27 protein-coding genes are annotated in these 25,261 nt (G+C 43.7%); 6 read left to right on the forward strand and 21 right to left on the reverse strand.

Annotated features, from left to right (window positions below; all coding sequences use genetic code 11):
- Window positions 1-85: 85 nt before the first annotated feature.
- From thrB to yutH, 5 genes are all read right to left on the reverse strand, one after another.
- Window positions 86-1,018: a homoserine kinase gene (thrB, locus tag NSU11_RS15640; RefSeq protein WP_024423360.1), complete on the reverse strand. Its 933-nt coding sequence runs from the start codon at window positions 1,016-1,018 to the stop codon at window positions 86-88.
- The gene (thrC, locus tag NSU11_RS15645; protein WP_024423361.1) at window positions 1,015-2,076 is read right to left on the reverse strand and encodes a threonine synthase; all 1,062 of its coding nucleotides are present in this window, start codon (window positions 2,074-2,076) and stop codon (window positions 1,015-1,017) included. The genes thrB and thrC overlap by 4 nt, the downstream gene beginning before the upstream one ends.
- Entirely contained in the window at window positions 2,076-3,377 is a 1,302-nt protein-coding gene (locus NSU11_RS15650; RefSeq protein WP_024423362.1) for a homoserine dehydrogenase, read from the reverse strand. Before NSU11_RS15650 ends, thrC begins: the two co-directional genes overlap by 1 nt.
- Window positions 3,378-3,600: 223 nt before the next feature.
- The gene (locus NSU11_RS15655) at window positions 3,601-4,569 is read right to left on the reverse strand and encodes a D-glycerate dehydrogenase (RefSeq protein WP_281236972.1); all 969 of its coding nucleotides are present in this window, start codon (window positions 4,567-4,569) and stop codon (window positions 3,601-3,603) included.
- Between the two features lie 74 nt (window positions 4,570-4,643).
- Window positions 4,644-5,666, reverse strand: coding sequence for a spore coat putative kinase YutH (gene yutH / locus NSU11_RS15660; protein WP_149126310.1), 1,023 nt, complete (start codon window positions 5,664-5,666; stop codon window positions 4,644-4,646).
- 132 nt (window positions 5,667-5,798) lie between these two features.
- On the opposite strand from yutH, the gene NSU11_RS15665 reads away from it, so the two are divergent.
- Window positions 5,799-6,299: a phosphatidylglycerophosphatase A gene (locus NSU11_RS15665; protein WP_025094161.1), complete on the forward strand. Its 501-nt coding sequence runs from the start codon at window positions 5,799-5,801 to the stop codon at window positions 6,297-6,299.
- A gap of 39 nt (window positions 6,300-6,338) precedes the next feature.
- Here NSU11_RS15665 and NSU11_RS15670 read toward each other — a convergent pair whose 3' ends face one another.
- The 3 genes from NSU11_RS15670 to NSU11_RS15680 are packed head-to-tail and all read right to left on the reverse strand — an operon-like array spanning window position 6,339 to window position 7,860.
- Window positions 6,339-7,112, reverse strand: a complete 774-nt coding sequence (locus NSU11_RS15670; protein WP_117590494.1) for a TIGR01457 family HAD-type hydrolase — start codon at window positions 7,110-7,112, stop codon at window positions 6,339-6,341.
- Between the two features lie 18 nt (window positions 7,113-7,130).
- A complete protein-coding gene (locus NSU11_RS15675; RefSeq protein WP_024425977.1) occupies window positions 7,131-7,565 on the reverse strand; it encodes a DUF86 domain-containing protein in 435 nt (144 codons plus the stop codon).
- A 19-nt stretch (window positions 7,566-7,584) separates the two neighbouring features.
- Complete coding sequence (locus NSU11_RS15680; protein ID WP_024423368.1) at window positions 7,585-7,860, reverse strand: YutD family protein; 276 nt, start codon at window positions 7,858-7,860, stop codon at window positions 7,585-7,587.
- A 120-nt stretch (window positions 7,861-7,980) separates the two neighbouring features.
- On the opposite strand from NSU11_RS15680, the gene NSU11_RS15685 reads away from it, so the two are divergent.
- Window positions 7,981-8,616, forward strand: a complete 636-nt coding sequence (locus tag NSU11_RS15685; protein ID WP_024425978.1) for a YhcN/YlaJ family sporulation lipoprotein — start codon at window positions 7,981-7,983, stop codon at window positions 8,614-8,616.
- 39 nt (window positions 8,617-8,655) lie between these two features.
- Here the strand turns inward: NSU11_RS15685 and lipA are convergent, their stop codons facing one another.
- Window positions 8,656-9,552: a lipoyl synthase gene (gene lipA, locus NSU11_RS15690; RefSeq protein WP_008360456.1), complete on the reverse strand. Its 897-nt coding sequence runs from the start codon at window positions 9,550-9,552 to the stop codon at window positions 8,656-8,658.
- 326 nt (window positions 9,553-9,878) lie between these two features.
- Here lipA and NSU11_RS15695 point away from each other — a divergent pair, with 326 nt between their 5' ends.
- Window positions 9,879-10,823, forward strand: a complete 945-nt coding sequence (locus NSU11_RS15695) for a M23 family metallopeptidase (RefSeq protein WP_342493910.1) — start codon at window positions 9,879-9,881, stop codon at window positions 10,821-10,823.
- 26 nt (window positions 10,824-10,849) lie between these two features.
- On the opposite strand, the gene yunB is transcribed toward NSU11_RS15695, so the two are convergent.
- The 4 genes from yunB to NSU11_RS15715 form a co-directional block, all read right to left on the reverse strand.
- The gene (gene yunB, locus NSU11_RS15700) at window positions 10,850-11,620 is read right to left on the reverse strand and encodes a sporulation protein YunB (RefSeq protein ID WP_024423371.1); all 771 of its coding nucleotides are present in this window, start codon (window positions 11,618-11,620) and stop codon (window positions 10,850-10,852) included.
- A gap of 69 nt (window positions 11,621-11,689) precedes the next feature.
- Window positions 11,690-11,995: a DUF1805 domain-containing protein gene (locus NSU11_RS15705; protein ID WP_024425980.1), complete on the reverse strand. Its 306-nt coding sequence runs from the start codon at window positions 11,993-11,995 to the stop codon at window positions 11,690-11,692.
- A 67-nt stretch (window positions 11,996-12,062) separates the two neighbouring features.
- Window positions 12,063-13,436: a bifunctional UDP-sugar hydrolase/5'-nucleotidase gene (locus tag NSU11_RS15710; RefSeq protein ID WP_342493661.1), complete on the reverse strand. Its 1,374-nt coding sequence runs from the start codon at window positions 13,434-13,436 to the stop codon at window positions 12,063-12,065.
- A gap of 66 nt (window positions 13,437-13,502) precedes the next feature.
- A complete protein-coding gene (locus tag NSU11_RS15715; protein WP_024423374.1) occupies window positions 13,503-14,354 on the reverse strand; it encodes a DUF72 domain-containing protein in 852 nt (283 codons plus the stop codon).
- Between the two features lie 305 nt (window positions 14,355-14,659).
- On the opposite strand from NSU11_RS15715, the gene NSU11_RS15720 reads away from it, so the two are divergent.
- Together NSU11_RS15720 and NSU11_RS15725 are read left to right on the forward strand one after the other, a co-directional pair.
- Complete coding sequence (locus tag NSU11_RS15720; RefSeq protein ID WP_342493662.1) at window positions 14,660-15,829, forward strand: helix-turn-helix domain-containing protein; 1,170 nt, start codon at window positions 14,660-14,662, stop codon at window positions 15,827-15,829.
- Window positions 15,830-15,893: 64 nt separating this feature from the next.
- The gene (locus NSU11_RS15725; RefSeq protein WP_044331228.1) at window positions 15,894-17,051 is read left to right on the forward strand and encodes an oxalate decarboxylase family bicupin; all 1,158 of its coding nucleotides are present in this window, start codon (window positions 15,894-15,896) and stop codon (window positions 17,049-17,051) included.
- A 56-nt stretch (window positions 17,052-17,107) separates the two neighbouring features.
- Here NSU11_RS15725 and NSU11_RS15730 read toward each other — a convergent pair whose 3' ends face one another.
- Both NSU11_RS15730 and NSU11_RS15735 read right to left on the reverse strand, forming a co-directional pair.
- The gene (locus NSU11_RS15730) at window positions 17,108-18,298 is read right to left on the reverse strand and encodes an MFS transporter (protein ID WP_342493663.1); all 1,191 of its coding nucleotides are present in this window, start codon (window positions 18,296-18,298) and stop codon (window positions 17,108-17,110) included.
- A 156-nt stretch (window positions 18,299-18,454) separates the two neighbouring features.
- Window positions 18,455-19,690, reverse strand: a complete 1,236-nt coding sequence (locus tag NSU11_RS15735; protein WP_342493664.1) for an alanine--glyoxylate aminotransferase family protein — start codon at window positions 19,688-19,690, stop codon at window positions 18,455-18,457.
- Window positions 19,691-19,861: 171 nt separating this feature from the next.
- On the opposite strand from NSU11_RS15735, the gene NSU11_RS15740 reads away from it, so the two are divergent.
- Window positions 19,862-20,740: an endonuclease gene (locus tag NSU11_RS15740; RefSeq protein ID WP_342493665.1), complete on the forward strand. Its 879-nt coding sequence runs from the start codon at window positions 19,862-19,864 to the stop codon at window positions 20,738-20,740.
- A 13-nt stretch (window positions 20,741-20,753) separates the two neighbouring features.
- Here the strand turns inward: NSU11_RS15740 and NSU11_RS15745 are convergent, their stop codons facing one another.
- The 6 genes from NSU11_RS15745 to NSU11_RS15770 form a co-directional block, all read right to left on the reverse strand.
- Window positions 20,754-21,497, reverse strand: coding sequence for an IucA/IucC family C-terminal-domain containing protein (locus NSU11_RS15745; RefSeq protein ID WP_185853818.1), 744 nt, complete (start codon window positions 21,495-21,497; stop codon window positions 20,754-20,756).
- A 21-nt stretch (window positions 21,498-21,518) separates the two neighbouring features.
- On the reverse strand, window positions 21,519-22,556 hold the full coding sequence (locus NSU11_RS15750; RefSeq protein WP_024423380.1) for an iron ABC transporter permease: 1,038 nt from the start codon (window positions 22,554-22,556) through the stop codon (window positions 21,519-21,521).
- Window positions 22,549-23,565 (reverse strand): iron ABC transporter permease, encoded by a 1,017-nt coding sequence (locus tag NSU11_RS15755; protein WP_024423381.1) that lies wholly within the window; start codon window positions 23,563-23,565, stop codon window positions 22,549-22,551. Before NSU11_RS15755 ends, NSU11_RS15750 begins: the two co-directional genes overlap by 8 nt.
- Before the next feature lie 73 nt (window positions 23,566-23,638).
- Entirely contained in the window at window positions 23,639-24,592 is a 954-nt protein-coding gene (locus NSU11_RS15760) for an iron-siderophore ABC transporter substrate-binding protein (protein ID WP_024423382.1), read from the reverse strand.
- Between the two features lie 139 nt (window positions 24,593-24,731).
- Window positions 24,732-24,890, reverse strand: coding sequence for a hypothetical protein (locus tag NSU11_RS15765; protein WP_225315508.1), 159 nt, complete (start codon window positions 24,888-24,890; stop codon window positions 24,732-24,734).
- Window positions 24,850-25,071 carry a hypothetical protein gene (locus tag NSU11_RS15770; protein ID WP_249366029.1) on the reverse strand — a complete coding sequence of 74 codons (222 nt, stop codon included), beginning with the start codon at window positions 25,069-25,071 and terminating at the stop codon, window positions 24,850-24,852. The genes NSU11_RS15765 and NSU11_RS15770 overlap by 41 nt, the downstream gene beginning before the upstream one ends.
- Between the last annotated feature and the right edge of the window lie 190 nt (window positions 25,072-25,261).

Consider the following 25,261-nt stretch of genomic DNA (forward strand, 5'->3'; position numbering starts at 1 on the left):
TTATGCTTAAAAAATAGTTCGATCCTCTAAATAATAATCCCTGCTTCTTCCCATAAAAACAAGCATAAAAAAAGAACGTGCAGATTCACAGCACGTTCTTTACTTGATTAACAGGATGATGCTGCACGACAACCCCTTCTACTGGCACCGTCAGCAAATCGACTTCGCAATGCGGGAAGTTTTGGGCAAGCTGCTCTTTCAGCGCTTCTCCCTTCCCTTTTTCCACTAAGGTGAGGATCGTCGGTCCAGCACCGCTCAAAGCTGTTCCATACGCTCCTTTGAGCGAAGCGACATGCTCTACCTTCGACAGCTCTGGCACAAGCATTGTGCGGTAAGGCTGATGAAATAAATCCTTATTCATCATTTCTCCAACAAGCGGCCAGTTTTGCGTCATTAAGGCGGCTACAAGGACGTTGCTCACAGCACTCGCACTGACAGCATGTTTATAGGAGAAATCCTCTGGCAGGACATCACGGGCATCCTTTGTGAGCACTTCATAAAAAGGAATCACCACGACGACATCTACATCCACATGCTGCACTTTAACGGCATGTGTTTTGTCTTCTTCGTGGAGACCAATCAGTAAACCACCAAATAAAGAGGCACCCGCATTATCTGGATGACCTTCTACCTCACTTGCATAAAAGAGCTTCTGATCATCTGTCATGTTTAATTCAAGAAGCTGATTGGCGAGTTCAATGGCGGCCACGATGGCAGCAGCACTGCTGCCAAGCCCCCGTGCCAACGGAATGTCACTCCACACTTTGACATGAACAGGCGGGAGTGTTTTTCCAAAGTCATCTGCGACCTTTTTGGCTGTTTGATAAATCAGGTTGTCGGTGCCTGATGGAATCCCAGACACGACATCTGTTTCTGCTTCAAACAGCCAGCTATCATGGTCATAGACCGATAGCTTTAAATAGCGGCTGAGCGCCATTCCAACTGAATCAAAGCCTGGTCCTAAATTGGCAGTGCTTCCCGGTACTGTGATTGAAAAAAGCATGGAGGCTTCACTCATACGCGTGCGGCCTTTTCTAGGTGTTCAAGAATTTGATCTTCATCTGCATCGAGAGTGACCGGCTTGATTTGTGAAATATCAATAGCCGTATTTGGATCTTTCAGGCCGTTGCCTGTTAGTACCGCAACAACTTTACTGCCTGGCTTGATTTCTCCAGATTTCACCTGCTTTAACACACCCGCAATCGATGCACATGAACCCGGCTCTGCAAACACGCCTTCTTCACGTGCAATCAATTGATACGCATGAAGAATTTCTTCATCAGTCACTTCATCAATCTTTCCGTTTGATTCATCTGCGGCTGCCACAGCTTGTTTCCAGCTCGCTGGATTTCCGATACGGATAGCCGTTGCCACTGTTTCTGGCTGCTCAATCACTTCATTTCGAACGATTGCCGCTGCACCTTCTGCTTCAAAACCACGCATGACAGGCAGTCCAGTTCCTTTTTTCTCGTGATATTCCTTGAAGCCTTTCCAGTAGGCCGTTATGTTCCCGGCATTACCAACAGGAATCGCCAGTACGTCCGGGGCAGAGCCTAGCTGCTCACAGATTTCAAATGCTGCTGTCTTTTGTCCTTCAATTCGATAAGGATTGACCGAGTTAACAAGAGCAATCGGTGCTTTTTCACAGATGCTGCGGACGATTTTCAGTGCATCATCAAAGTTGCCGTCAATGGCAATGATCTCTGCTCCGTACATGACGGCCTGTGCAAGCTTACCGAAGGCAATTTTCCCGTCTGGAATGATGACAATACATTTCATATCAGCACGGGCTGCATAAGCTGCTGCTGCTGCAGAGGTATTCCCCGTTGAGGCGCACATGATTGTATCGTTGCCTTCTTCTTTAGCCTTTGCAACAGCCATGACCATTCCTCGATCCTTGAAAGAACCTGTTGGATTAACGCCTTCTGTTTTCACATGAAGCTCGATTCCCAGCTTTTCTGAAAGCTTGGCGAGATGGATCAGCGGTGTATTCCCTTCATTTAATGTTAGTTTAGGTGTAGATTCGTTTACTGGTAAGAATTCTTGAAATTCTTCAATGAGTCCATTCCATTTCATCAGCTTAAACCGTTCCCTTCTACTCGGTACGTGCTCTTCACTTGAACCACCACGTCGAGGTCGTTTAATTTTTGCAGGATATTTGAAAAATCTTCTTCTGAGGTCTGATGTGTAATAATCACAATTTCAGCCAGCTCATCATGTCCTTTCACAGGAAGCTGAAGGATCTTTTCAAAGCTGATGCCTCTTTCAGAAAAAATAGATGTAATGCGGGAGAATGCCCCGACTTGATCTCTAACATGGATTCTTAAAAATTGCTGAGCAAATATTTCTGATGAGGATTTGATCTTCTTCTCAAACTGCGGTGCGATAAATCCGCTTCCGTTCACGCCAAGGCGCATGTTTTTCATTACTGCCACTAAGTCTGATACAACAGCTGTTGCTGTCGGCAGACTTCCTGCTCCAGGTCCGTAAAACATCGTTTCTCCTACAGCACTTCCGTAGACATACACCGCATTAAATTCATTGTTGACGGATGATAATGGATGATGATCAGGAAGTAAGGTTGGCTGAACGCTGACCTCCACTTTCTCTCCGTCCCTCTGAGCAATGCCGATCAGCTTCATTGTATAGCCAAACCGCTTACTGAAATTAATATCCTCATCAGAGATATCAGAAATACCTTTCACCTTGACGTCCTCTAAATCTACATTCATAGAAAAGCCGAGTCTTGCAAGAATCGCCATTTTCCTTGCTGCATCCAGTCCTTCTACATCAGCTGTCGGATCTGCTTCTGCAAAGCCTAGATCCTGTGCTTCTTTTAAGACATCCTCATATGCGCTTTTATCGACATTCATTTTCGTTAAAATAAAATTCGTTGTACCGTTCACAATCCCCATCATCTTAGTGATTCGGTCAGAGGCCAGCCCTTCCTCCAGTGTGCGCAGAATCGGAATTCCTCCGGCGACACTTGCTTCATAATAAAGATCACAGCTATTTTCTTTCGCTACATGTAAAAGCTCCGTACCGTAAAGCGCCATTAAATCTTTATTGGCTGTAATGACATGCTTCTTCTCATTTAACGCATCTATTAAATATTGTTTTGTCTCTTCAATGCCGCCCATCACTTCAATGATGACATCGACCTCTGGATCTCTAATCACATCGTATACTTCAGTTGTGAAGACCTCTCTTGCGACATCCACATCTCTTTTTTTATCGGGATTGCTCACAAGCACTTTTTGTATTAATACCGGACAGCCGATTTGGTGCATTAATTTATCCTGATGGTCTTGGATAATTTTTACGACACCGCTTCCCACTGTTCCTAATCCTAATAGCCCAACTCGAATTGCCTTCACCTGAAATTCCACCTTTCTCCGTAAATGTCCTCTCTAAAAAGACATTTGTTAACCTTACACAGACATTCAATGTACACACATTATAAAGGGGTATCCTCATTTTGACAAGGTAATAAAATAAGAGATTGTCAGAATGAAACCGCTTAACAGCTATTTATATCAAGATTCTATATTTTCAAAATATTTTTGTTAGAAAAGCTCCCGAACACCGGGAAGCCTTATATTATAAACGAACCGGCGTTTTGGCTGGCTCGTCTTGTAAGACAAGCGCAATATTTTCAGCACATAAACGCATCATCGTTTTTCTCGTTTCAACACTAGCACTTCCAATATGAGGAAGGACTGTGACGTTAGGTAATGTCGTTAACGGATGAGACGGGCTGACGGGTTCCTGTCTAAATACATCCAGACCAGCGCCGGCAATTTTTCCTGTTGTGACAGCCTCGTATAAAGCATCCTCATTTACAGTCTGTCCTCTTGATACGTTAATGAAATAAGCAGAGTTCTTCATCAGATCAAATGCTTTTTCATTAAACATGTCTTTCGTTTCCGGGGTTAACGGCGTCAGACAGACGATGAAATCAGACTGCTTGAGCAGTTTTTCAAAAGCCGCATAGGTCACGCCAAGCTGCGCTTCTGCTTCGGGTTTTCTTGAACGATTATGATAAAGGACATTCATATTAAAGCCTTTGGCCCGCTTGGCTAGTGCTGTTCCAATGCTGCCCATTCCGACAATCCCGAGTGTTTTGTGATGAACATCAGCACCGGCAAGAAGAAGCGGCCCCCAGCCTGTCCAGTTTCCATCCTTAATCCAATCACTCGCCTCGACAATGCGTCTAGCTGACGCCATCAGAAGAGCAAAGGCTAAATCCGCCGTCGATTCTGTTAAGACGTCTGGTGTATGACATACGGTGATTCCGTGCTTTTTGGCTGCTTCAAGATCAATATTGTCATAGCCAACAGCAAGGTTTGCAACCACCTTGATATTCGGAGCCTTTGATAAAAGCGGCTCATCTATTTGATCTGACAGCATGGTGAGAAGCGCATCCGCTTTAGCAGCTTGTGTTTCTAACTCTTCTCTTGGACACGGCTCATCCTCGCTTGGCCACATCTCAACATGAGCGACTTCTTTTAATGGTGTAAGTGATGCTTCATCCAGTTTTCTTGTGATATAGACGTAAGGTTTCGTCAAGAAGAACACTCCTTTTATCGATTTCTTTAAGCATAACGAAAAACGTCTCAAGAGAAAAGAGACGTTTCGTCTGTTCACTGAAACTTCAAATCAGCTGCAGGCTGAATCCAGCCAATAGCCGGAATGGGGCTCCCGCCGCTTCGCATGGCACTCATTTCTTGAAAGACCTTCAGAAAGTATTCATAACGATTGGCATCATTTAAGACGTAATCTAACCGCTCTTCATAATATGCTTTTTCATTTTCTCCCGACATGTAGTAGCCTTCCACAATTTCAAAATAATGAAGCGGGAACAGCAGGCGGCTGTATAACAAACGCTTTGAAAAGGAGGAAAGAGGTGTCACCTGTTCATATTGCTGAAGAAAGGAAAAGCCCTCTTCAATTAAATCTTCCTTATGCTGTACAAAGGTCTCTCTTAAGTATTCAGCAATATCACGGGTTGGATGATCAAAGACCCAATCCACAGGTAAACGAAGCGGCTGCTCATGCGGCCATGTCATACGTGAAAAGCGCTGATGACAGACAGTGCCTGAGTCACCTTCTTTCGGTTCATCATCAAGTTCAGTATCGACTAAATATTGAATGGCATTCTCCGTTAATCCAAGATAATACGGAAACGATTCAATGAATTTTTGTTCAAACCGTTCCAGCGGTTTTTGATGCATTTGCTGCATCCAAAAGCCTTCGAGCTGATCTAATCGTTTTGCCCATAATTCCTTCCAGGCACCGACACGTTTTGTTTCGGATACTTCATATGGAAATCCTCTTCCCCTGACATGGAAGGATGCCAGCTCTGACGCTTGCTGAAACGAGCGGCTTGAGAGCGGAGGCGCTGCTTTTAATAAAGCATACTGCTCCTTCCCATGAGTAAAGGTGGGTTTCTCTTCATTTGTTAATTCAAACACAGCGACGTATGGGTCTCCAGCATTCAGTAAATACTGACTGATATGATACAACTCCGAGAGTTCTTCTTCTCGCAAATGAGACACAGGAACAATGAGGAAGAGAGCCTCCGCCGTTTGAAAGCTCTGATAACTGCCATATGGCGTAAATTGACGAACATCAATACCAAATGTGTGATAAATGGTTTCTTTCATGTTTTCACCTGCGTTCCTATGATCAATCTCTTATCATATCGTAGTCGCAGGTTGAGGGATTTATGAATACTATTTACTATCCGAAGCTTTTTACACGTTGTGGACAAAATACGAGGATTGGGTGAGGAATACATGCCGCATCATCATGAGATGAACGAAGTAGAAAAAACAGCAAGACGCCGTTTACAAGAACGAGGCGTAACCATTCAAGATATAGCAGACCTTGTCTACTTTTTACAGGAAAAATATCATCCTGGCTTAGACATGACAGAGTGCATCCACAATGTGGAGCGTGTCATCGCAAAACGTGAAGTCCAAAATGCGATTTTAACGGGCGTCGAATTAGACGTACTCGCCGAGCAAAAGAAGCTGACTGAGCCGCTTCAATCAATACTTGAAACGGACGAAAGCCTGTATGGCGTTGATGAAATTTTATCCTTTGCAATCGTCAATATTTATGGTTCGATCGGCTTTACGAATTACGGATATATCGATAAAGAAAAACCAGGAATACTCGGGAAACTTAACGATAAATCCACGGGCGAATGCCACACCTTTTTAGATGACATTGTCGGCGCTATTGCTGCCGCCGCATCAAGCAGGCTGGCACATAGTGCAAGAAATGCGGAATAAAGAAAAAGAGGACGCGCGCGTAACGCTTGTCCTCTTTTTTTATGATAATCGCTCAATCCACTCGGATAATGAATCAATGACATAGGTTGGCTGCTTTTCGTACTTCTGAAGCAGCTCTTTTGTTGTCACACCTGTATGGACGAGTAATGTGTCCATTCCTGCATTCATTCCTGCCATAATATCCGTATCATAGTTATCCCCCACCATGAGCGTCTCAGACACATCTGTCCCAAGTACACGCATCGCTTGTTCCATAATAATGGATTCCGGTTTTCCAATAAATGTCGGCTGAACCGTTGTCGTCACGGTCAGTACAGATGTTAACGAGCCGTTCCCTGGCAAAAGCCCTCTTTCTGTTGGAATGGCAATATCCCCATTTGTTGAGACAAATTGTGCGCCTTGACGGATGGCAATCGCACCTACTGCTAATTTTTCATATGTAATGCCCCGATCAATTCCAACAACAACGAAATCTGCGTCTTCCTGACCAAACGTCAGCCCTTTTTCTTCAATGGCCTGCTTGATTCCTTCTTCACCGATCACATAAACTGATGCATCTTTCTTTTGCTCAGCAATATAATTGGCCGTCGCCATACTTGTTGTAAAAACTTGTTCTTCTGTTGCTGGGATATCAAATGAAACGAGTTTTTCCGCTACCTGCTTTGGCGTACGTGATGAGTTATTCGTGACAAACAAGTAAGGGATGTCCAACTCATTTAACTTTTGAACAAATTGACCTGCTTCCTCGATCTTTTCTGTTCCTTTATACATTGTCCCGTCTAAATCAATTAAATAGCCTTTGTATTTCATGATGCTCACAACTCCAATGGTTTATTTAAACGCTGATACTGGGCCAAGCTCCTGTTCCAAGTAGGTACGGATGCGGCTTGGAAAGACCTCTAGCGCCTGCTCTACTTCGCTGATCACCTGCAATAAGTCATGATGATTTACTTCCTGATATTGCTGCACAAGTGTTTTGCGGGATGAGACAAGCTTTTTCAGCTGACTCCCTTCTCCTTCTGGTACAACCTTTTCATCAACAAGTATATCCATGATGTCATCATAGCTTCCTGGGTCACGCATAATAAAGCCATCAATCATGTCATTTCCGGTATCAAGAATACATTCGACGAGCAAATGAACAATTCGTTCCAGCGCTTTTTTCTCTAGAGGACTTGTCCATGTTTGATGACTCTGCATCAACTCATATTGCTCCTCGAAAAAACGTAATGTCTCTTCAATCTTTTTTCTGTCTACGAAATACATTATGACGCTCCCCTTTGCGTTATTTTCTAATTCGCTTTAAGACAAAATAGGCACAGCCAAAATTACAGTATTCATAAATGTATTCATCGAGTGTGCTGATTTTAGTATCAAATGTGGCCTTTTGGTTTTGGTCATCAAAGAACCCTTTCAGCCTGAGCTGATTATAGCCCCAGTCCCCCACAATATAATCATACTTATTTAAAATATCTGAGTACCTTGCTTTAAACGCTTCTTCATTAAAGCCGTCTTTGATATCTCTTACAAGATCAAAGGTAGCATTCTGAACGACGATCATCTTCTCACCTCTTTTTAAACGATCCATCTTTAATGATAATTCATTGGAAGAACTCCATCAATTGCTAAAGCATGTTTTTTCCGATTTAGCCGAAGCTAAAGGAAAAAGGAGGTCACATTTATGAAGAAACAACTGACTGCCGCGATTCTCCTCAGCATGCTTTTAGGCGGGTGCGGCTTTCAATCAGGTATGAACCGGCAAGTGGATGAAGATTCTTCAAGTAAAACCATCCGTCTGTCGGATCGTCATGAAGGAAATAATTCCAATATGCCAGAAGCAGATACAAACAGAGCAGGATATGTTCGTTATCAGCGCCAGCAAGTAACGGATCAGAAAGAAAGAACCCCTGCTTTAAATCGTGAGCATCTTGCCCACGTGATTACAAGTCTAACGGTGCAGCTGCCAAACATCAAAGATGCAGCCACACTTGTAACAGATGAGGATGCACTCATCGTTTATCGAACAGGAAACAAAAACCGTGATGAATCTGCCGATCAAGTAAAGAAAACGGCAGTTTCTGTTCTCCCTCGTTATTATCATGTATACGTCTCTGATAATCCAGAGCACTTTCAATCCATTGCCAATTTTTCACGTCTTCAAACCAATTCACGTGATTTTGACCAAATTTTAACCAAAACGATTCAGCAAATGAAGTATTCCCCTCAAGGCGGGAACATATCGAATCAAGAAGATGCAAATGGGATGACGAATTCCGACCGTACGATGAGAAGAAACGCCCCTTACGGCCAAAATTAATACGAGAAAAAACGCCAGAGAGCTCTGGCGTTTTCTTTGTTACGCTTGCGCCTGACGCTTTTTAGACGCTTCGTTTACTTGTTCATCTGCATGGTAGGAAGAGCGCACAAGCGGCCCAGCTTCACAGTGGCTAAAGCCTTTTGACATCGCAATTTCCTTCAGCTCTGCAAACTCATCCGGATGGTAGTATTTTTGAACTTTCAAATGCTTTTTCGAAGGCTGTAAGTACTGGCCAATCGCCATAATATCCACGTTATTGGCAAGAAGATCATCCATGACTTCAATGATTTCTTCCTTCGTTTCACCAAGTCCAATCATAATGCTTGATTTTGTTGGAATATCGGGCTGCATTTCTTTTGCACGACGCAAGAATTCTAATGAACGATCATATGTAGCACGCGCACGAACTCTTGGCGTTAATCTGCGAACTGTTTCAATGTTGTGATTTAAAATGTCAGGACGAGTGTCCATTAACGTCTTCAAGTTATCATAATTACCGCCCATGTCTGAAGGGAGAACTTCAATGGTCGTGAATGGGCTTTTTCTTCTAATCGCACGAACGGTTTCAGCGAACACACCTGCGCCGCCATCCTTTTGGTCATCCCTTGCAACCGCTGTTATAACAGCGTGCTTTAAGTTCATTAAGGCTACTGAATCTGCCACGCGTTCTGGCTCTTGCAGGTCAAGCTCAGTTGGAAGTCCAGTTTTCACCGCACAGAAGCGGCATGCGCGCGTACAAACAGATCCAAGGATCATAAATGTAGCGGTTCTTCTCACTGCCCAGCATTCATGAATATTCGGACATTTTGCTTCCTCACAAACGGTATGCAGGTTGTTTTCCCGCATCATTTTCTTTAAACCGGTATAGTTTTCATTCGTATTCAGCTTAATTTTAAGCCAGTCCGGTTTTCTTACGTGCTCTTCCTTCTTTGCCAATTCCATCATCTCCATATGAATTCGTTAAAGGTGCATCTACAAAAATCTTCCTGCTATATACGATGGATGCAGCTAAGAAGCTGCAAAAAATTGAATCTTCGGCCTAAAGCCTTTTCTTTAGACACTTTAACATAGTACAGATTGAACAACAAGGGAATGAGCTGCAAAAATACCCAAAAGCCTCCTAAAAAAACAGAAGAAAATTACTAACATTTTCTTCTTATGAAATAGAGTGTTCTAACCACACTAAACGGTAGAAGATGATGCTCGATGAAAGGAGATGGACGTTTGTGAAAGTGGTTTTAGCCATCATGATTGCTCTTTCAATGCTCCCTTTACCTGTTCATGCAAAAGGGACGGGCAAGCAGCCAGATGAATTGAAGCAAAGAATGGCCCTATATGAAAAAGTCTCCATCACAACACAGGTTCCATGGTATGTACTTGCTGCAGTTGATCAGTATGAACACAATATTCGAAAAAGCAGAAGAGATTTACCGAAACAAAAAGGCGTCATTGGCATCTACATTCCCCGGGAAATGTGGATTGGACCAGAAAACCCGAATAAACAGGATACCTCTCCTTTAAGCATTAAAGTGTTTGATGGAATTGGTCTTGATGGGAATGGGGATGGCAAAGCAAGCAGCGATGACGATGAGGATGTATTATTCACTTTTACACAATACTTGCTTCACTACGGCAGCAGCATTGATCAATTAAAAATTGGCTTATGGGACTATTATGGACGTGATCAAACCGTTGGAATCATTTCATCTTTTATGAAGCTATATAAGCACTACGGCCACCTTGATCTTGGAAAGCATGCTTTTCCTCTTCCGGTTGGAGCTGACTACAGCTACCGGAGTACATGGGGAGATGCGAGAGGGTTTGGAGGAAGGAGAATTCATGAGGGAACCGATTTATTTGCCCATTATGGACTTCCCGTTCGTGCGACATCGTATGGCGTAATTGAAATGAAAGGCTGGAACCGCTTTGGCGGCTGGCGGATAGGCATTCGAGATATTCATAATCATTATCATTACTTTGCTCACTTAAATGGCTTTGCGAAAGGACTCAAGACAGGTCAAATTGTTGAACCTGGCCAGGTGATTGGATCTGTCGGAAGCTCCGGTTACGGTCCTCCAGGCACTGCAGGAAAGTTTCCGCCGCATCTTCACTATGGCATGTACAAAGACAACGGCAGAACGGAATGGTCATTTGATCCATATCCTCATTTGAGGGCGTGGGAAAGAGCTGAACGGAAACGAAAGTAAATAACAGCCCAATCATTGTTGGGCTGTTATTCCTTTTTCTTCTTTTTTTCTGGAAGAACAATTGATGGAGCACCTGAGTTTGTTCCGCTGCCATTATAATAATCTGGCACGTCTCCTTGAACGGCTTGTATGGAGACAGGAACAGAGTTTTTCACTACGATTGTTTCAGAAGCAAATGGGATAATGACTCTTACCTTGACCTCGATCAGAACACTAATATCAATCAAGGCATTGTTGATGCCATAAGGCTTAATGTTTTTTTCAACGTCCGTATGCGGATCACCAATCACACTAAAGCGTACAGGCACTTTGGGTCCGAGGTTGGCAATGAGTGCATTTCCGGACGCTTGCCCAAGCGGAATGTTATATATAATGCCGTCATGTCCATCTGTTTGATCCTTTAATGCTTCTTTTGCCTCTTTTTGAAAGTTCCCCTTTTCAATGTCCTCTAAATTTTTTTGAAGATGACGCGAGAGGTCAGCCATTGCTTTCGATGTTGCTTGCGCATTAAAATCGATGGTCGTCACTTTTCCGTTCTCACTTGTATTCATGACCACCATATCCTTCATATTCTCCTGATCATCTGCAAAGTCTTGAACTGAATATTGTATGAGGTGATTGGCGATGCGCTCTGTTTCTAGTTCAGCAATGTGAATAAGGGTAGGTTTAATGGATCGGTTGATAAAAAATAAACTAATTACGGTTGAGAGCACAAAGAATAAGATCGCAAGCAGCATGACGTAACGAAATGGCAAAGGGCCCTTCTTGTAGGGGCGATAACGGCGGTTCATTCTCAATAAAAAATCCCCCCTTCTCCATTACATGTGTATGCAGACAGGCGGGGGGATAGGAATCATCTCTCTATTTTATTTCACCATTTTTAATAATGCATCTCTTCCAATTGTTCCAGCTGAGATGCCCAGCGCTTCTGCGGCGTATGTCACAGATTCTAAAGGAGCATCGAGCAATTGCTCAATGGTTCTTACACCAACTGCTCTTCCTGCAATAATTCCTCTATCTGCAAGCTTTTCATTCAAGAGCCCGACATCCAGTGCACCGCACATGATATACCCATGTTCATTTGTTACTGCCATGAAATTTGTCTTCGGCAGCTTGACGGTGACCGCTGTAAAGGAATGGCCATCAATTGTAATAGGTGTTAAATTCACCAAATCCCTTCACTCCTCTCATCACAATCTATGTGAAAAGAGGACGCGTGTTGTTAGGCTGAAGCGGATTTCATGTTGCTTCCTTCAAGCGCCATGTCAGAACATCACGTAAAAATTCAGGCATAAAATATTCAATGTGTTCGTGATCACGGATATGAGGAAAAAGAGAGCCTAATGTATACATATCGACTGTGCCAACAGTATAGGAGGCGTCTTTTTTGATCAATTGACCATGTACAAAGACATCCTTCACCCGTGTGGCCTCGCCTTCTTCTAATGTATAGCTGAGGCCGCTATATAGCATTTTCCCCATCAGCTCACCTCTAAAGCCGAAGCCCTTGATGCGCAGCTGTTCCATTTTTTCTTCACAGCCCCGCTGAACCGTTTCGATAAGCTGTTGACCGGTAAGCGTCACCCGAATGGGATTAATGGGATGCGGACATATCCGGTGGATTTCTTCTCTTGTGACGATCCCTGCCTCTAATGAATCAAGCACCATACCTGCATTCATCATGCCAATATCTGCTCCGCACCAATCTTTAATGGCATCTGTTAAGAGCTGCGGAAGCGGAGAATCGTCGAACCACTTCGTTTCTAGCTTCGACTCAATCGTTGTCACTTTTTCCTGCATGAGTGCTTTCGCTCTTCTTTCTGCCTGCTGCAAGGTGGTGATGGCTTCATCTGATTCACTAATGAGCTGATCCACTGACTGTACTGTCGCTTTTTTCTCTATCAGCTCTTTGCGCGCTGTATCGATCGTCAGCTCAACGCAGCCAATATAATGCCCGTACTTTTCAGCGCATGCAAGCAGCACACCATTGTCCATTTCACCTTCTTCTAACAGATGATGCGTGTGTGAACCTAGGATGATGTCGATTTCAGGGAAATCACGGGCGACCTCTCGATCATGGATGATACCGAGATGAGATAAAAGCACAATGACATCTGCCTGTCCCTTCACTTCCTGCAGCATGTCCTGTATGCTGTCAAACGGATCAGTAATGTTCCAGCCCAGCTTTTCATATACAGGTGTATACGCAATGGTCACGCCTAAGAGACAGAGCTTCAGTCCGTTTTCCATTGTGATCATATGATAGGGCTTTGCCCATGATGGCCTTTTGCCTTTCTCAAATAAATTAGACAGCACCACTGGAAATTGTGCATTCTCATACAAGTGATCCAGCTGATCATGGGGAAGCGTAATGCCTTCATTATTCCCGATGGTGACTCCATCATAGCCAAGCTGATTGAGGAGCTTGACGTTTACCTTTCCATAATCCGCTTCGGATACGAGGTTCACTCGATCCATATGGTCGCCAATATCAAACAAGAGCATCTGATCGTGAACTTGACGCTTTTCTTCAATATAAGCTGCAATTTTTGGCCAGTTCTCAAAGTGGCTGTGCAAGTCGTTTGTATGATATAACCATAGCTTCTGCAGCATGTTGATCTCTCCCTCAAGTTGTCACTAACCGTCTCATTCAGGTTGAAAGCTTCAGTCAGCTCTCGGTTAACTAAATAAATCTAACTGCTTCGGAGACAGGTTTGAATAGGTGATATCCAGCAAATCAATCATCTGCTGGCCATTTGCTGCTGCATCTCCGCCGGAGTTATTATTAAACACGACATAGACATCTTTCGATTGCTGATGCAGGATGTCGAGATTCTTTTTCCACTCTTTTAATTCAGCTTCATTATATAAATATAAGTATCTCACTTCACGCCAATTCTCATGGTCTGCCGGGTGAAGCCAGCCCTGTTTATTCCTTCCATGAAATCGGACCAATGTTTTATCACGGTGTGTAGCTTGTATGACCGGCGGAATGGAGCCTTCTCCGACTTGCGGTTCATCACAGACGGAATGAATCCATCCTTCCTTTTCCATAAAGGACAAAGTCTGCTCATAAAATTCATCTGAAAACCATGTACGGTTTCGGAATTCGAGGGCACATGGAATGTCCCCCATCTTCTCCTTACACCATCTTAAATAGTGGACGTGCTCTTTTTTGCAATCAAACCAAGGTGGAAATTGAAAGAGCACCATGGCTAGTTTCCCTTCACGAATAAGCGGAGTCAGCGAAAGAATAAATGCATCAAACATTTCTTCCTTTGAAGCAAACGGAATCTCGCCCCTTTGATGTCCTGTCATTCCTTGATATGCTTTCACAACAAATTGAAAGTCATCTGGCGTATCCTTTATCCACTTTTCATGATTACGCTCAGGCTGAACCGCATAAAAGCTGGCATCCAGTTCCACAATCGGAAACGTTGACGCGTAGTGAAACAGCTTTTGCGCGCTGCCGATTCTCGGCGGATAAAGACTGTCATGATCTCCCCAGCCAGTTAATCCGATATAAATCATGTTTCTCACCTCTTGCCACTCTCATGTATAGACGGCTTCCTCATTCGAAGCCTTTGTTTCTTGTGATACCCATATTTTCTGAAAGAAATTCTTCTGTCTACAACATATCATATTTGCTCGTAATTCTGAATGAAGATGACTGGCGGCACGTGATTTTGTCCTGGCGCTCTGTTTGTTTGTTATATTAATTGACAACTTTCTATCTAAAATGATTTTAGCTGATAACATAAAATGCATATCAGAGATGCTGACAGTGATTGTCCATTTTTTTATTCATCTTCACCAATAAAGGAGATTGAGTGGATATGAACATAGACGATAACCAGTTTGAAATTTTACAAAAAATGGCCAAAAAGATTCACAAGCCCATCTATTTGTTTAACCAGCATGGACGTATTCTCTATACCTCGCACCCCATGATCACAAGCTCAGAATGGATGCACATTCTCCCCTTTTTTCAAAGCAGGACAACTCATTCTTTTTCAACGATACATGCAAAACAAACCTTTTCCATCTTTCCAATTGATCTAAACGAACAAACATGTGATTATCTGGTCATCCTTTCTTTCATTCACCCGCAGAATAAAACTTTTCATGGGATCATTGCAAAAGCAGTAAACGAAATGTTGATTGCACGCATGAGACAATATGCCGCCCTGCAAACGGCCAAGCGTGCTAGAAATGAGGGCTTTCGCAAATGGATAGAGAGGGCATCGTCTTCCCAGCAAGATTCCTTACATTTCGCTCAGGCGTTTGGATTAAACGCCGAATGCCGCTATCTATGTATGATCTGTCAGCTTGACGAGCGCAGTGATACCACATGTTTTATGAAGCAGCGAATGGTTTTGGATCAAGTGGCTGATCTGCTCGAAAGTGCACTTCCAAGCTGCCCATTTCCTGCCTTTCTGTTTTTAAAAGGTGATATGGGGGTTGTATTGATGGAGGAGACTGGCAGTTGGCCGGAGGTTAGCGACAGGCTCAGCTCTTTTTTAAAACAGTTGCAGATGCTTGTTAAACTGCAAGTGAATCATACTATTTCTTTTGGGGTGAGCTTGACGGGCTGCCATATCTCCCATCTGTCTGAAGGCTACAATGAAGCATTAGAGGCTCTTCAAACCGGACATCTCTCATCGCGGACTGAATATATTCAATTTTATCAAGCAAAGGATGTGCCAGATTTACTAAAGCTCATTCCAAGAAAGGATATGATCACGTTTCACCAGCTGCACCTTCACCCGTTATCTGAATCATCACAAGTCGATCAAAGCCTTCTTCACACCTTATCTGTCTATTTAGAAACCCATTGCCACATTTCAGAAACAGCCAAACGATTGTCCATTCATCGCAACACGGTCATTTATCGCCTCGAGAAGTGTGAAGAATTGCTTCGAATCAGCTTAAAAGATTCTGACGCAACATTGCGGCTGCGCTTAGCCTTCCGTATTCAAATGTTTCTCTCATCCCATCCTGATTGAATTTTTTCTTCTGAAACCTCATATAGTTTGGAGGAGAAAAATGAGACTCAAGGAGGGATGACAAATGGATGATGAGCTCCGTCACATCCCGCAGCCCATTCGAAAGGACGGCGCGGGTGCCACCGACTTAGGACCGCGCGATGTCCTTCGAGATATAGAGAACCCAGATATGCTCGTTCCCCCTAAAACCGATGCCGGGACCATCCCAAATTTAAAATTTTCATTTTCTGATACACACATGCATTTGAATCACGGCGGCTGGTCTAGGGAAATTACAAAGCGGGAACTGCCTGTTTCAACCACGATTGCAGGTGTCAACATGCGGCTCACACGCGGAGGTGTTCGTGAGCTTCATTGGCATAAGCAGGCGGAATGGGCGTATATGATTTTAGGCAAAGCCCGCATCACATCTGTAGATGCCGAAGGGCGAAATATGATTGCTGATCTAGAAGAAGGCGATTTGTGGTATTTTCCACCTGGTATCCCGCACTCTATTCAAGGACTTGAGGATGGTTGTGAGTTCCTTCTTGTATTTGATGATGGCGATTTTTCTGAATTTGATACATTCACGATCACAGACTGGTTTGCCCATACACCGAAAGAGATTCTCTCCGCCAATTTTGGTGTTCCGAGGAAATTGTTTGACCATATTCCGAATAAGCAGCGCTATATGTTTCAAGGCTCGCCGCCGTCATCCTTAGAAAGCCAAATGGTATCTGATCCATACGGGAGCATTAAGCCACCATTTACGCACCAGCTCCTTCGTCAAAACCCGATAACGACATCTGGCGGAACCGTCCGAATTGTCGATTCACGGAATTTCCCAATTTCAAAAACGATTGCGGCTGCACTTGTTGAAGTAAAACCTGGCGGCATGAGAGAAATGCACTGGCACCCTAATAATGATGAGTGGCAATACTATTTAACAGGTACAGCTAAAATGACGGTCTTTGGAGCAGGAGGTACTGCCCGCACCTTTAATTACAGAGCAGGTGATGTTGGATATGTTCCTTTTGGTATGGGACATTACATCCAAAATATCGGCCAAACGAGCCTTTGGTTTTTAGAGATTTTTAAAAGTGACCGGTTTGCAGATATTTCGTTGAATCAGTGGATGGCCTTAACCCCGCCTCAATTAGTGAAAGAGCATTTACACGTAGATGAAGCGATGATTCGTGCGCTTCATAAAGAAAAATCTCCTGTCGTGAAATATGAGAGATGATGCCCATCATAAAAAAACCGATCAATTCGTCCTGATCGGTTTTTTATCAGCAAAATTTAAGAAGCTGCCGAAGCATGCTGCACTTTTTTCCCCCACACGATGGATGCAGCGAAGCTTACGCAAAGCACCAGTGTTCCAAACATAAAAGGATACTCAATATTTACATCAAATAATATACCCGCAAGACTCGGTCCGACGATATTGGCAAGGCTCATAAAGGATGTATTGAGACCGCCTGCTACCCCTTGCTGATTGCCTGCCATCTTGGACAGCAATGTATTGAGGGCTGGTCGGACAAATGACGTAGCCGATAAAAATAAAATCGAACCCGTAAAAATCAACCAAAAGGACGGCGCAAAACGGCAGACGATCAGCATGAAAGCCGCACCTAACAGCGCATAACGGACGACTCTCATCTCTCCAAATCGTTTCACACAGGCATTCACTAACGCCCCTTGAACAAGCACCCCGGCAAGACCCGCAACCGTAATCACAAACGCAATATCCTTCGGTGAAAATCCGTGTTTTTGGTCTACATATAAGCCGAAAATCGATTCAAAATGAATGATTCCGAAATTGAGGACAAAGGCCAATATAAACAAAAAGCCGTAAGATGTCCTTAGAGCCTCGATCATTTGTACAAAAGGATTGAAATGAATATCCTTGTTGAGCCGCGCCTCTTCCTGTTTTTCCTTTGTTAATGTTTCAGGTAAGAAGAGGATGGATAACAAAGTAGAAAGAGCAGCAAAGGAACCGGCAATCAGAAATGGAAATGCGATCCCGTACTCAACCAAATAGCCGCCTACGCCCGGCCCAATGACAAAACCTAGTGTCATCGCTGCACTGAATAGACCCATTCCTTTCCCTCGGTCCTTTTCACTTGTGATATCAGCAATGTATGCAAACATGGCCGGCATAAGCAAAGCTCCGGCAGCACCGCCTAAAAATCGAGACACGAACAGCATCCAAAGCTGATCAGCAAAAGCAAAAATAAACTGAGCAATCGTAAAACCCGCAATCCCGGCAATGATCAATTTTCTTCGTCCAAATCGATCGGTCAGTGCCCCGGCAACCGGCGATAACGCAAATTGTGTTAAACCTGTTGCAGCGACAAGAAAACCAAGTGTTTTTCCTGTTGCACCAAACGCTTCGATATAACTCGGCATAACAGGTACAATGAGGCCAAAGCCAAGCATGGCAATAAAAATATTGAGCATCAAAATGTACAATCTTCCCATCTTCTTCATACAAAAACCTCTTTCTTCAAATAAATGAAAATGATGACAAAATGATAAGAACTTCTCCAGTATAGCGATAACCTCATCTATAAGTCTAGTTTTTCAAAAATTAGTGTTCTTTTCCAAATAAAAAATACCCGCCAATGGCGAGTATGTTGGAGCTCGTTATTCAGCTTGTTCATAGATAGAAAGAGCCGCCTGAAGCCCTGCTCCGCAATGGATAGATGCACCGTGTTTGATGAGAATCGCTTCCAGCCCCGCTAACACAAACAGCACATTTTCCTTTCGGCAGCTGTAGCCCATTGTCCCAATTCTCCATATACGGCCGGCAAGCGGACCAAAGGAGCTTGCAATCTCAATTCCAAAATGATGAAGCAGGTCGAAACGGACCGCTTCTCCGTCAATACCCTTTGGAATGACAACACAGGTCACAACCGGCATTTTACAATCTGGATCACCAAACAATTCAAGCCCCATCGCTTCAAGACCTTTCATCAAGGCTTTTTCATGATACGCGTGTCTTTGAAAACGTTCAGACAGCCCTTCTTCCAGCACAAGACGAACCCCTTCTCGCAGTGCATAGAGCATCGTTGTCGCTTCTGTATGATGATTTAATCGTCTTGGGCTCCAATAATCCTGAAGCTGGCTTAAATCAAAATAATTGCTTTTGATTGGAGAAATGTCAATTTGTTTTTGTAATTCATCCTGTGTCGCAATGCCTTTTTCTACTTTCTTTCTCGATTCAATGACAGCTGCGACTCGGTCATTATACGTAATAGGTGACATGCCTGATGGAACAGATAAACATTTCTGCGTGCCGCCAATCGCCGCATCTATTTTCCATTCGTCCACTTTTACCTCGACACCGCCAATGGTTGCCACAGCGTCTACAATGAACAGCGCATCAAGAGCCCGGCATGCTTCACCGATTTGCTTGAGCGGCTGCAATCGTCCGGTGGATGTTTCACCATGAACCATGGCAACGATTTTAGGCTTGACCTGCTTTATTTCTTGGATGATGTCGGCAGGATCAAAAACCGTCCCCCATTCACATTCCATAGTATGTACCTCAGCACCGTAGCGCTGCCCTATTTCAATGAGCAAGTGACCGAAGCGTCCAAAGACAGGCACAAGCATCGAATCTCCCGGCTCAATCACACTGGCGAGCACAGCTTCAAGCCCTGAACGGGACGTACCGTCAATTGGATAAGCCCATTTGTTTTCTGTTTGAAAAAGTGACCGCAATAAGGTCATTGTTTCGTTCATTATGTTTGTAAATGCTGGATCAAATTGACCGAGAATAGGGGTGCTCATCACACGGAGCACTCTCGGATCTACTTCTACGGGCCCCGGTGTCATTATCGTTCTCGAAGGTGTTTGCAGTTCTTTCACTTTATCCATCCTCTCCCTTGCTGTCCATCCTTATAAGCCCACTTATACAGGAATGCTCTTAAAATAGCAATCTCTTTTCCTACGAACTCATTACATAAAATTTACGAGAAATCCATTTATTTCTTCATGACAATATGATAGAAATAAAGAGAATACATTCCCTATCAAGGAGGAAATCGAATGAAAAGAACTTTATTTGGAACTGTGGCCGCCGGAATCATGATATTCGGCACATTCGCCGCCCCGCTGCCTCCAGCTGCAAACGCTCAAGGTTTCAATCTGAATGAACCTAGTCAAACGATCACCTTTTCCCCGTTACAGCTTCAAAACGAAACATCTGCACAACAAACGCAAACTGCCGCCACAAGTCAAATCGATTCCTATTACCAATCTGCTTCTGGCAAATCAGGACCCGCTCTTAAGAAGGCTTTACACGATATCATCGATGATCACACGCAGCTATCCTACAGCCAGGTGTGGGATGCCTTAAAGAAAACAGATGAAGACCCCAATAACCCAAACAATGTGCTGCTGCTTTATAGTGGTGTCTCCCGTTCAAAGCAGTCGAATGGCGGAAATGTGGGCCAGTGGAACCGGGAGCATGTCTGGGCCAAGTCTCACGGAAATTTCGGGACAAGCCAAGGGCCTGGGACAGATCTCCACCACCTTCGTGCGGCAGATGTGCAAACGAACAGCACACGCGGAAATTTAGATTTTGACATGGGTGGTAATGAATACAAAGGAGCGCCGGGCAATTTCTACGACAGCGACTCATTCGAACCTCACAGCAGGGTCAAAGGAGATGTTGCAAGAATGCTCTTTTATATGGCGGTTCGCTACGAAGGAGATGACCGCTTTCCAGATTTAGAATTGAACGACAAAGTAAATAATGGAAGCTCTCCTCTTCACGGCAAAATGTCTGTACTTCTCAAATGGCACAAGCAGGACCCAGTCGATCAAATCGAACGGAACCGCAATGAGATCATATATCAAACGTATCAGCACAATCGCAACCCTTTTATTGATCACCCTGAATGGGCAAGTGAGATTTGGGAATAAAAAAAGGGCACTGCTACGAGCAAGCAGTGCCTTTCTTTTTTTCAAGCGGACAAACAAGACAATAATCGAGACTCTCCGATTTTTTCTCTAGCTTATAATACATACAGCAGGTCTTCCGGTTGGATGTTTCAAGTAAACTGTCGTCTAGGTTTAGGCTGTGCTGAAATGGATTTTGCTGAGCTCCAAAAACATCTCCAGCCGCCTGCTTCAGATACAGATAATCCTCCCGCACGCGCTGCTTCACCGCAGGCTCTTCCGCTTCCCGCATCATGCTTCGATAAAGAGAGTTGATTCGAACCGCTACATTTTCCCATAAAATACGATAAGAGAGTTTCGATGTGCGGTTCAGCACGTCTAAAAGAGGCGTGACACACTCCGTAAACAGCGCACGCACGACCTTCTCTCTCCATTCATGCCGCTCTCCTTCTAGTGGAACAAACGAACACGACGCCTCATCTATTTCAATTTTTCGATCCTCTCTAAATGCACATGCTGCTGGTGGAAACTGATAGACACCGTCATACAGCGTCATCAAGTATAAAGAGGAACTGACGGCTAAGTAGGCGTACCGCTTTGAAAACATAGAAGCTGCTACCGCAAGATTCGGTGCATGCATCGCTTCCTTTTCAGCTTCTAATAAACGTATGACGGCTGCTTCTGAAAAAAGCGCAGCAAGTGTGCGATCAGATGTCATAGGTTCATTTATGATGTGTACCCCGAAATCAAGTAATTCTCTCTCAACCCACTCTGGCCTCATATCAAAACCCCCATCTTCTGTTTATCGATTACGCTGTTGATATAACAAATAAATAAAGAACGGTGCACCAATAGCTGCCGTAAATACACCTGCTGGAACATCTAACGGTAGAAATGCGGTTCTAGCCACAAGATCAGCCAGCATCACGAGAATACTTCCAACTAGCGCAGATGCTGGGACAAGCGCTATGAATGAACGTCCAATGATCATCCGTGCAACGTGCGGCGCCATGAGTCCAACAAATTCAATGCCGCCTGCAAATGCGACTGCAACACCAGCCAATGTCACACTCATCAGGAGAAAGAATAATCGTTTCGCCTGCACTTTTACCCCGAGACCTGTTGCAAGATCATCGCCAAGTTCTTTTACATTCATCGTTCTTGCTAACACCATGACAATCGGTAAAATGATCATCACCCAAGGAAGCATCGCAGTGACGTCTTTCATCGTAGAACCATATAAGCTCCCCGTCAGCCAGATGTAAGACTTGGTCGTTGTCATCGTATCACTAAGAACAAGCGTAAACGTCACACATGCCTTCATAATGGCAGAAATCCCAATTCCCATTAGAACAAGTGTGATCGGCTTGACCCCTTTTTTCCATGAAAGCAAATAGATCAGACTCGATACCGCAAAAGCACCTGCAATCGCCCATAAGGATTGATAAGCAATAGGCACAGTGCCCATCCAAAAAACGATGAACATAATCGCACCAAACGAAGCACCACTTGTAATTCCAATGATATCAGGTGATGCCAGCGGGTTGCGGATCAACCCTTGCAAAATAAGCCCTGATACCGCAAGTGCAGATCCAACTAAAACAGCCAGCAGCGTTCGTGGAATCCTCAGTGTATTTAACACAAAGGAATTCCCCTCTCCCTGACCGATTAAATGAAGCAGCACATCGACCGGCTGAATGAACCGGCTTCCCATACTGAGACTGAGAATAAATAAGCCAAAGGCAATGGCCGTCAATACAAGTAAAATCAAAAACGTCCGCTTTGAAAATTGAAATGAAATGCGCCCGCCTTTAGAACGCACTGTATATGTTTTAGCCACCTGTCTTCAACCCCTTGCGCACGAGATAAACAAATAGAGGCGCTCCTGCTACCGCCGTCATGACACCAATCGGCACTTCCTGCGGCATGATCAGAAAACGAGCCGCCAGATCCGCGGCAAGTAAAAGCGACGCCCCCACAACGGCACAATACGGCAGTACCCAGCGGTGGTCAGGCCCGACGAGCTTTTTCACAATATGCGGCACAAGAAAACCAACAAAACCAATTGAACCAGCAACAGCGACGGAACCACCTGCTAAAAAGACAACGAGGACACCCATCGTGATTTTCAGCAGCAGTGTACGCTGGCCAAGTCCTTTGGCAATATCATCTCCCGACAAAAGAACATTAATAGAACGTCCAAGAAGCAGCGCCACTACAGTCGCACCTAAAATATAAGGCAAAACAGGGATTAACATATCAATGCTTCTTCCAGACACTGACCCAGCCATCCAGAACAAAATGCTTTGAATCGACTGTTCATTCACGATTAAAAGACCTTGTGTAAAAGACGCAAACAGTGCAGATATCGCCGCACCTGCAAGGACTATTTTGACCGGCGTCAATCCATCTCTTCCAATAGAACCTAATAGAAAAACGAGCATCCCTGCAATCGCTGCGCCTAGAAAGGCTGTCCACATATAGCTTGTTAACGACTCTGTTGAAAAGAAAACAATCGAAATCACGATAAAAAATAGTCCACCTGCATTAATTCCTAATAAATCAGGCGCCGCAAGCGGATTTCTTGTCAATGCCTGCATGAGTGCACCTGAAATCGCCAGGCTTGAGCCAACGACCGTTGCAATTAAAGCTCTTGATAATCTGGATGTCATGACAATGACACTGTTTGGATCCGATTCATCAAATTGAAGAAAAGCATGGATGGTGGCTTTGAGGGAAATTGAGGTTTGCCCAAGGGAAATACTGAGCATAAAAAAGACCAACATCAACACAATGAATCCAGCAAAAAGCAGTGCCTTGCTTGAATCCTTTTTTATTAAACTTCTCATCTGATTCCCGCTTTCAATCTGTTATGGAAAAAAGGAGAAAATGGTATATTCACATTTTCTCCTCTTTTAAGACTTATTTATCAATTCCTAAACGATCGTAAATATCATCAAGCATCATGTTTGCAGCGATAATACCTCCGCCCATGTTCCAAGTGATTTCATCAACTTTATGCACTTGTTTTGCTTTCACTGCGTCAAGCTGCTTCCATAAAGGATGACTCGTCCACTCTTTATATGCTTTTTCAACCGCTTTATCCTTTTCATCCATAAAGTAATAGATCACATCTGCATCCATTTGCGGAATGCTCTCTTTGTCTGTCAGTGTAATGATGTCTTGCTTTTTATCTTTGACATTCTTAGGTCCTTCAAAGCCTAGCTCTGTTAAAATGGATCCTGCGAAACCAGTTTGATAGATTCTAGCATGATCTGCACGGAAGTTCACCACAGATACACTCATTGGCCAGTTTTTGATGTCTTTTTTCGCTTTTTCTTTGAAATCAGCGACGCGGTCATCCCACTTCGTCAGCAATTCTTTTGATTTGTCTTCCTGGTTTAACGCTTCACCCATCAACTTCACTGTATCTTTAAATGTGAACACAGTTTCAGTTGCAACAGTTGGAGCGATTTCTTTCAGCTGATCAAAAATTTGCTCGTGACGGATTTTCGATGCAATGATCAAATCAGGCTTGAGCTTTTCAATTTCCTCTAAGTTTGGCTGTGTTTCCTGCCCAACAATTTTAACATCCTTTAAGTCATTTCTTAAATATTTATACGTAGGTGCTTCAAGCCATGATTCAACAACACCTACTGGTTTAATGCCCATAGCGACTGCTGCATCCGTTGCTCCTTGGTACAGTGTCACCACACGTTTAGGCGATCCTTTAATTTCAGTTGAACCGATAGCGCTTTCAACGGTTCTTGTTTTCTCTTTACTATCTGACTTGCCGTTACTGCTGTTGCTGCCGCAAGCTGCAAGTAAAACGATGGAGAGCACAACTAATAGCGACCAAAAAGATTTCTTGAACATGTACCTCACCTATCCATTCTATATGTAGTCATATCGTTTGATAACGATTCTCATTATCACATTATGATTTTATCATAGAAAAGGATGGTGTCAATGTAAATTTTTAATTAAATGGGAGAGTATTGACTAATTGTTCATACTAAATAGAAGGATTCCACATCTGGATGGTCCTGCCAATCTGTTTTCCTGCTTCTAGTAAAACTGACAAATGGGTATGGCCACCCAGCACTTGATAGACTGATTGCTGCTTGATCTCTTCATGCGGCAGCTTGATAGGCAGGGAATTTTTCAATATCAAATAGTTCATCCTCGTTGCCTACTAACATCGCATATGGCTGATCTATCTTTGCAAGTTGTTTTTTAGGTGCAGACGGGGTCAAGGCAAGTAATAAATTGACGGTGATGGCTGTCAATAAAAGTGGATCCTGCTCGACTGCCCATGCTGAATAATGAAAACGTACGGCTTCAGAATACCCCATCAGCTTTCCTTTTGTCATGGCAGACAGAACGAATTTTCCATACTTGAACGGTCGTAAAAGGAATTTAATCTGGCCTTTGCAGTGTCTGATTGATAGCCGAATTCAGGTGCAATAAAAAAGTAGCCATCAACTTCTCTTTTTTTGGACCAAGATAGGTCACTCAATAAAAAAAAACAGTTATTCATGAATA

The sequence above is a fragment of the Bacillus sp. FSL R5-0712 genome (genome assembly GCF_038593285.1).
GTDB lineage: Bacteria > Bacillota > Bacilli > Bacillales > Bacillaceae > Bacillus > Bacillus safensis.

Bases quoted from the DNA above. Each gene is read 5' to 3' on its own strand.
- thrB (WP_024423360.1), bottom strand. From the start codon at position 1,018: ATGAGTGAAGCCTCCATGCTTTTTTCAATCACAGTACCGGGAAGCACT.
- thrC (WP_024423361.1), bottom strand. From the start codon at position 2,076: ATGAAATGGAATGGACTCATTGAAGAATTTCAAGAATTCTTACCAGTA.
- yutH (WP_149126310.1), bottom strand. From the start codon at position 5,666: ATGAAAGAAACCATTTATCACACATTTGGTATTGATGTTCGTCAATTT.
- NSU11_RS15665 (WP_025094161.1), top strand. From the start codon at position 5,799: ATGCCGCATCATCATGAGATGAACGAAGTAGAAAAAACAGCAAGACGC.
- NSU11_RS15675 (WP_024425977.1), bottom strand. From the start codon at position 7,565: ATGTATTTCGTAGACAGAAAAAAGATTGAAGAGACATTACGTTTTTTC.
- NSU11_RS15680 (WP_024423368.1), bottom strand. From the start codon at position 7,860: ATGATCGTCGTTCAGAATGCTACCTTTGATCTTGTAAGAGATATCAAA.
- NSU11_RS15685 (WP_024425978.1), top strand. From the start codon at position 7,981: ATGAAGAAACAACTGACTGCCGCGATTCTCCTCAGCATGCTTTTAGGC.
- NSU11_RS15695 (WP_342493910.1), top strand. From the start codon at position 9,879: ATGCTCCCTTTACCTGTTCATGCAAAAGGGACGGGCAAGCAGCCAGAT.
- NSU11_RS15710 (WP_342493661.1), bottom strand. From the start codon at position 13,436: ATGCTGCAGAAGCTATGGTTATATCATACAAACGACTTGCACAGCCAC.
- NSU11_RS15715 (WP_024423374.1), bottom strand. From the start codon at position 14,354: ATGATTTATATCGGATTAACTGGCTGGGGAGATCATGACAGTCTTTAT.
- NSU11_RS15720 (WP_342493662.1), top strand. From the start codon at position 14,660: ATGAACATAGACGATAACCAGTTTGAAATTTTACAAAAAATGGCCAAA.
- NSU11_RS15725 (WP_044331228.1), top strand. From the start codon at position 15,894: ATGGATGATGAGCTCCGTCACATCCCGCAGCCCATTCGAAAGGACGGC.
- NSU11_RS15730 (WP_342493663.1), bottom strand. From the start codon at position 18,298: ATGAAGAAGATGGGAAGATTGTACATTTTGATGCTCAATATTTTTATT.
- NSU11_RS15735 (WP_342493664.1), bottom strand. From the start codon at position 19,690: ATGGATAAAGTGAAAGAACTGCAAACACCTTCGAGAACGATAATGACA.
- NSU11_RS15740 (WP_342493665.1), top strand. From the start codon at position 19,862: ATGAAAAGAACTTTATTTGGAACTGTGGCCGCCGGAATCATGATATTC.
- NSU11_RS15745 (WP_185853818.1), bottom strand. From the start codon at position 21,497: ATGAGGCCAGAGTGGGTTGAGAGAGAATTACTTGATTTCGGGGTACAC.
- NSU11_RS15755 (WP_024423381.1), bottom strand. From the start codon at position 23,565: ATGAGAAGTTTAATAAAAAAGGATTCAAGCAAGGCACTGCTTTTTGCT.
- NSU11_RS15760 (WP_024423382.1), bottom strand. From the start codon at position 24,592: ATGTTCAAGAAATCTTTTTGGTCGCTATTAGTTGTGCTCTCCATCGTT.
- NSU11_RS15770 (WP_249366029.1), bottom strand. From the start codon at position 25,071: ATGGGGTATTCTGAAGCCGTACGTTTTCATTATTCAGCATGGGCAGTC.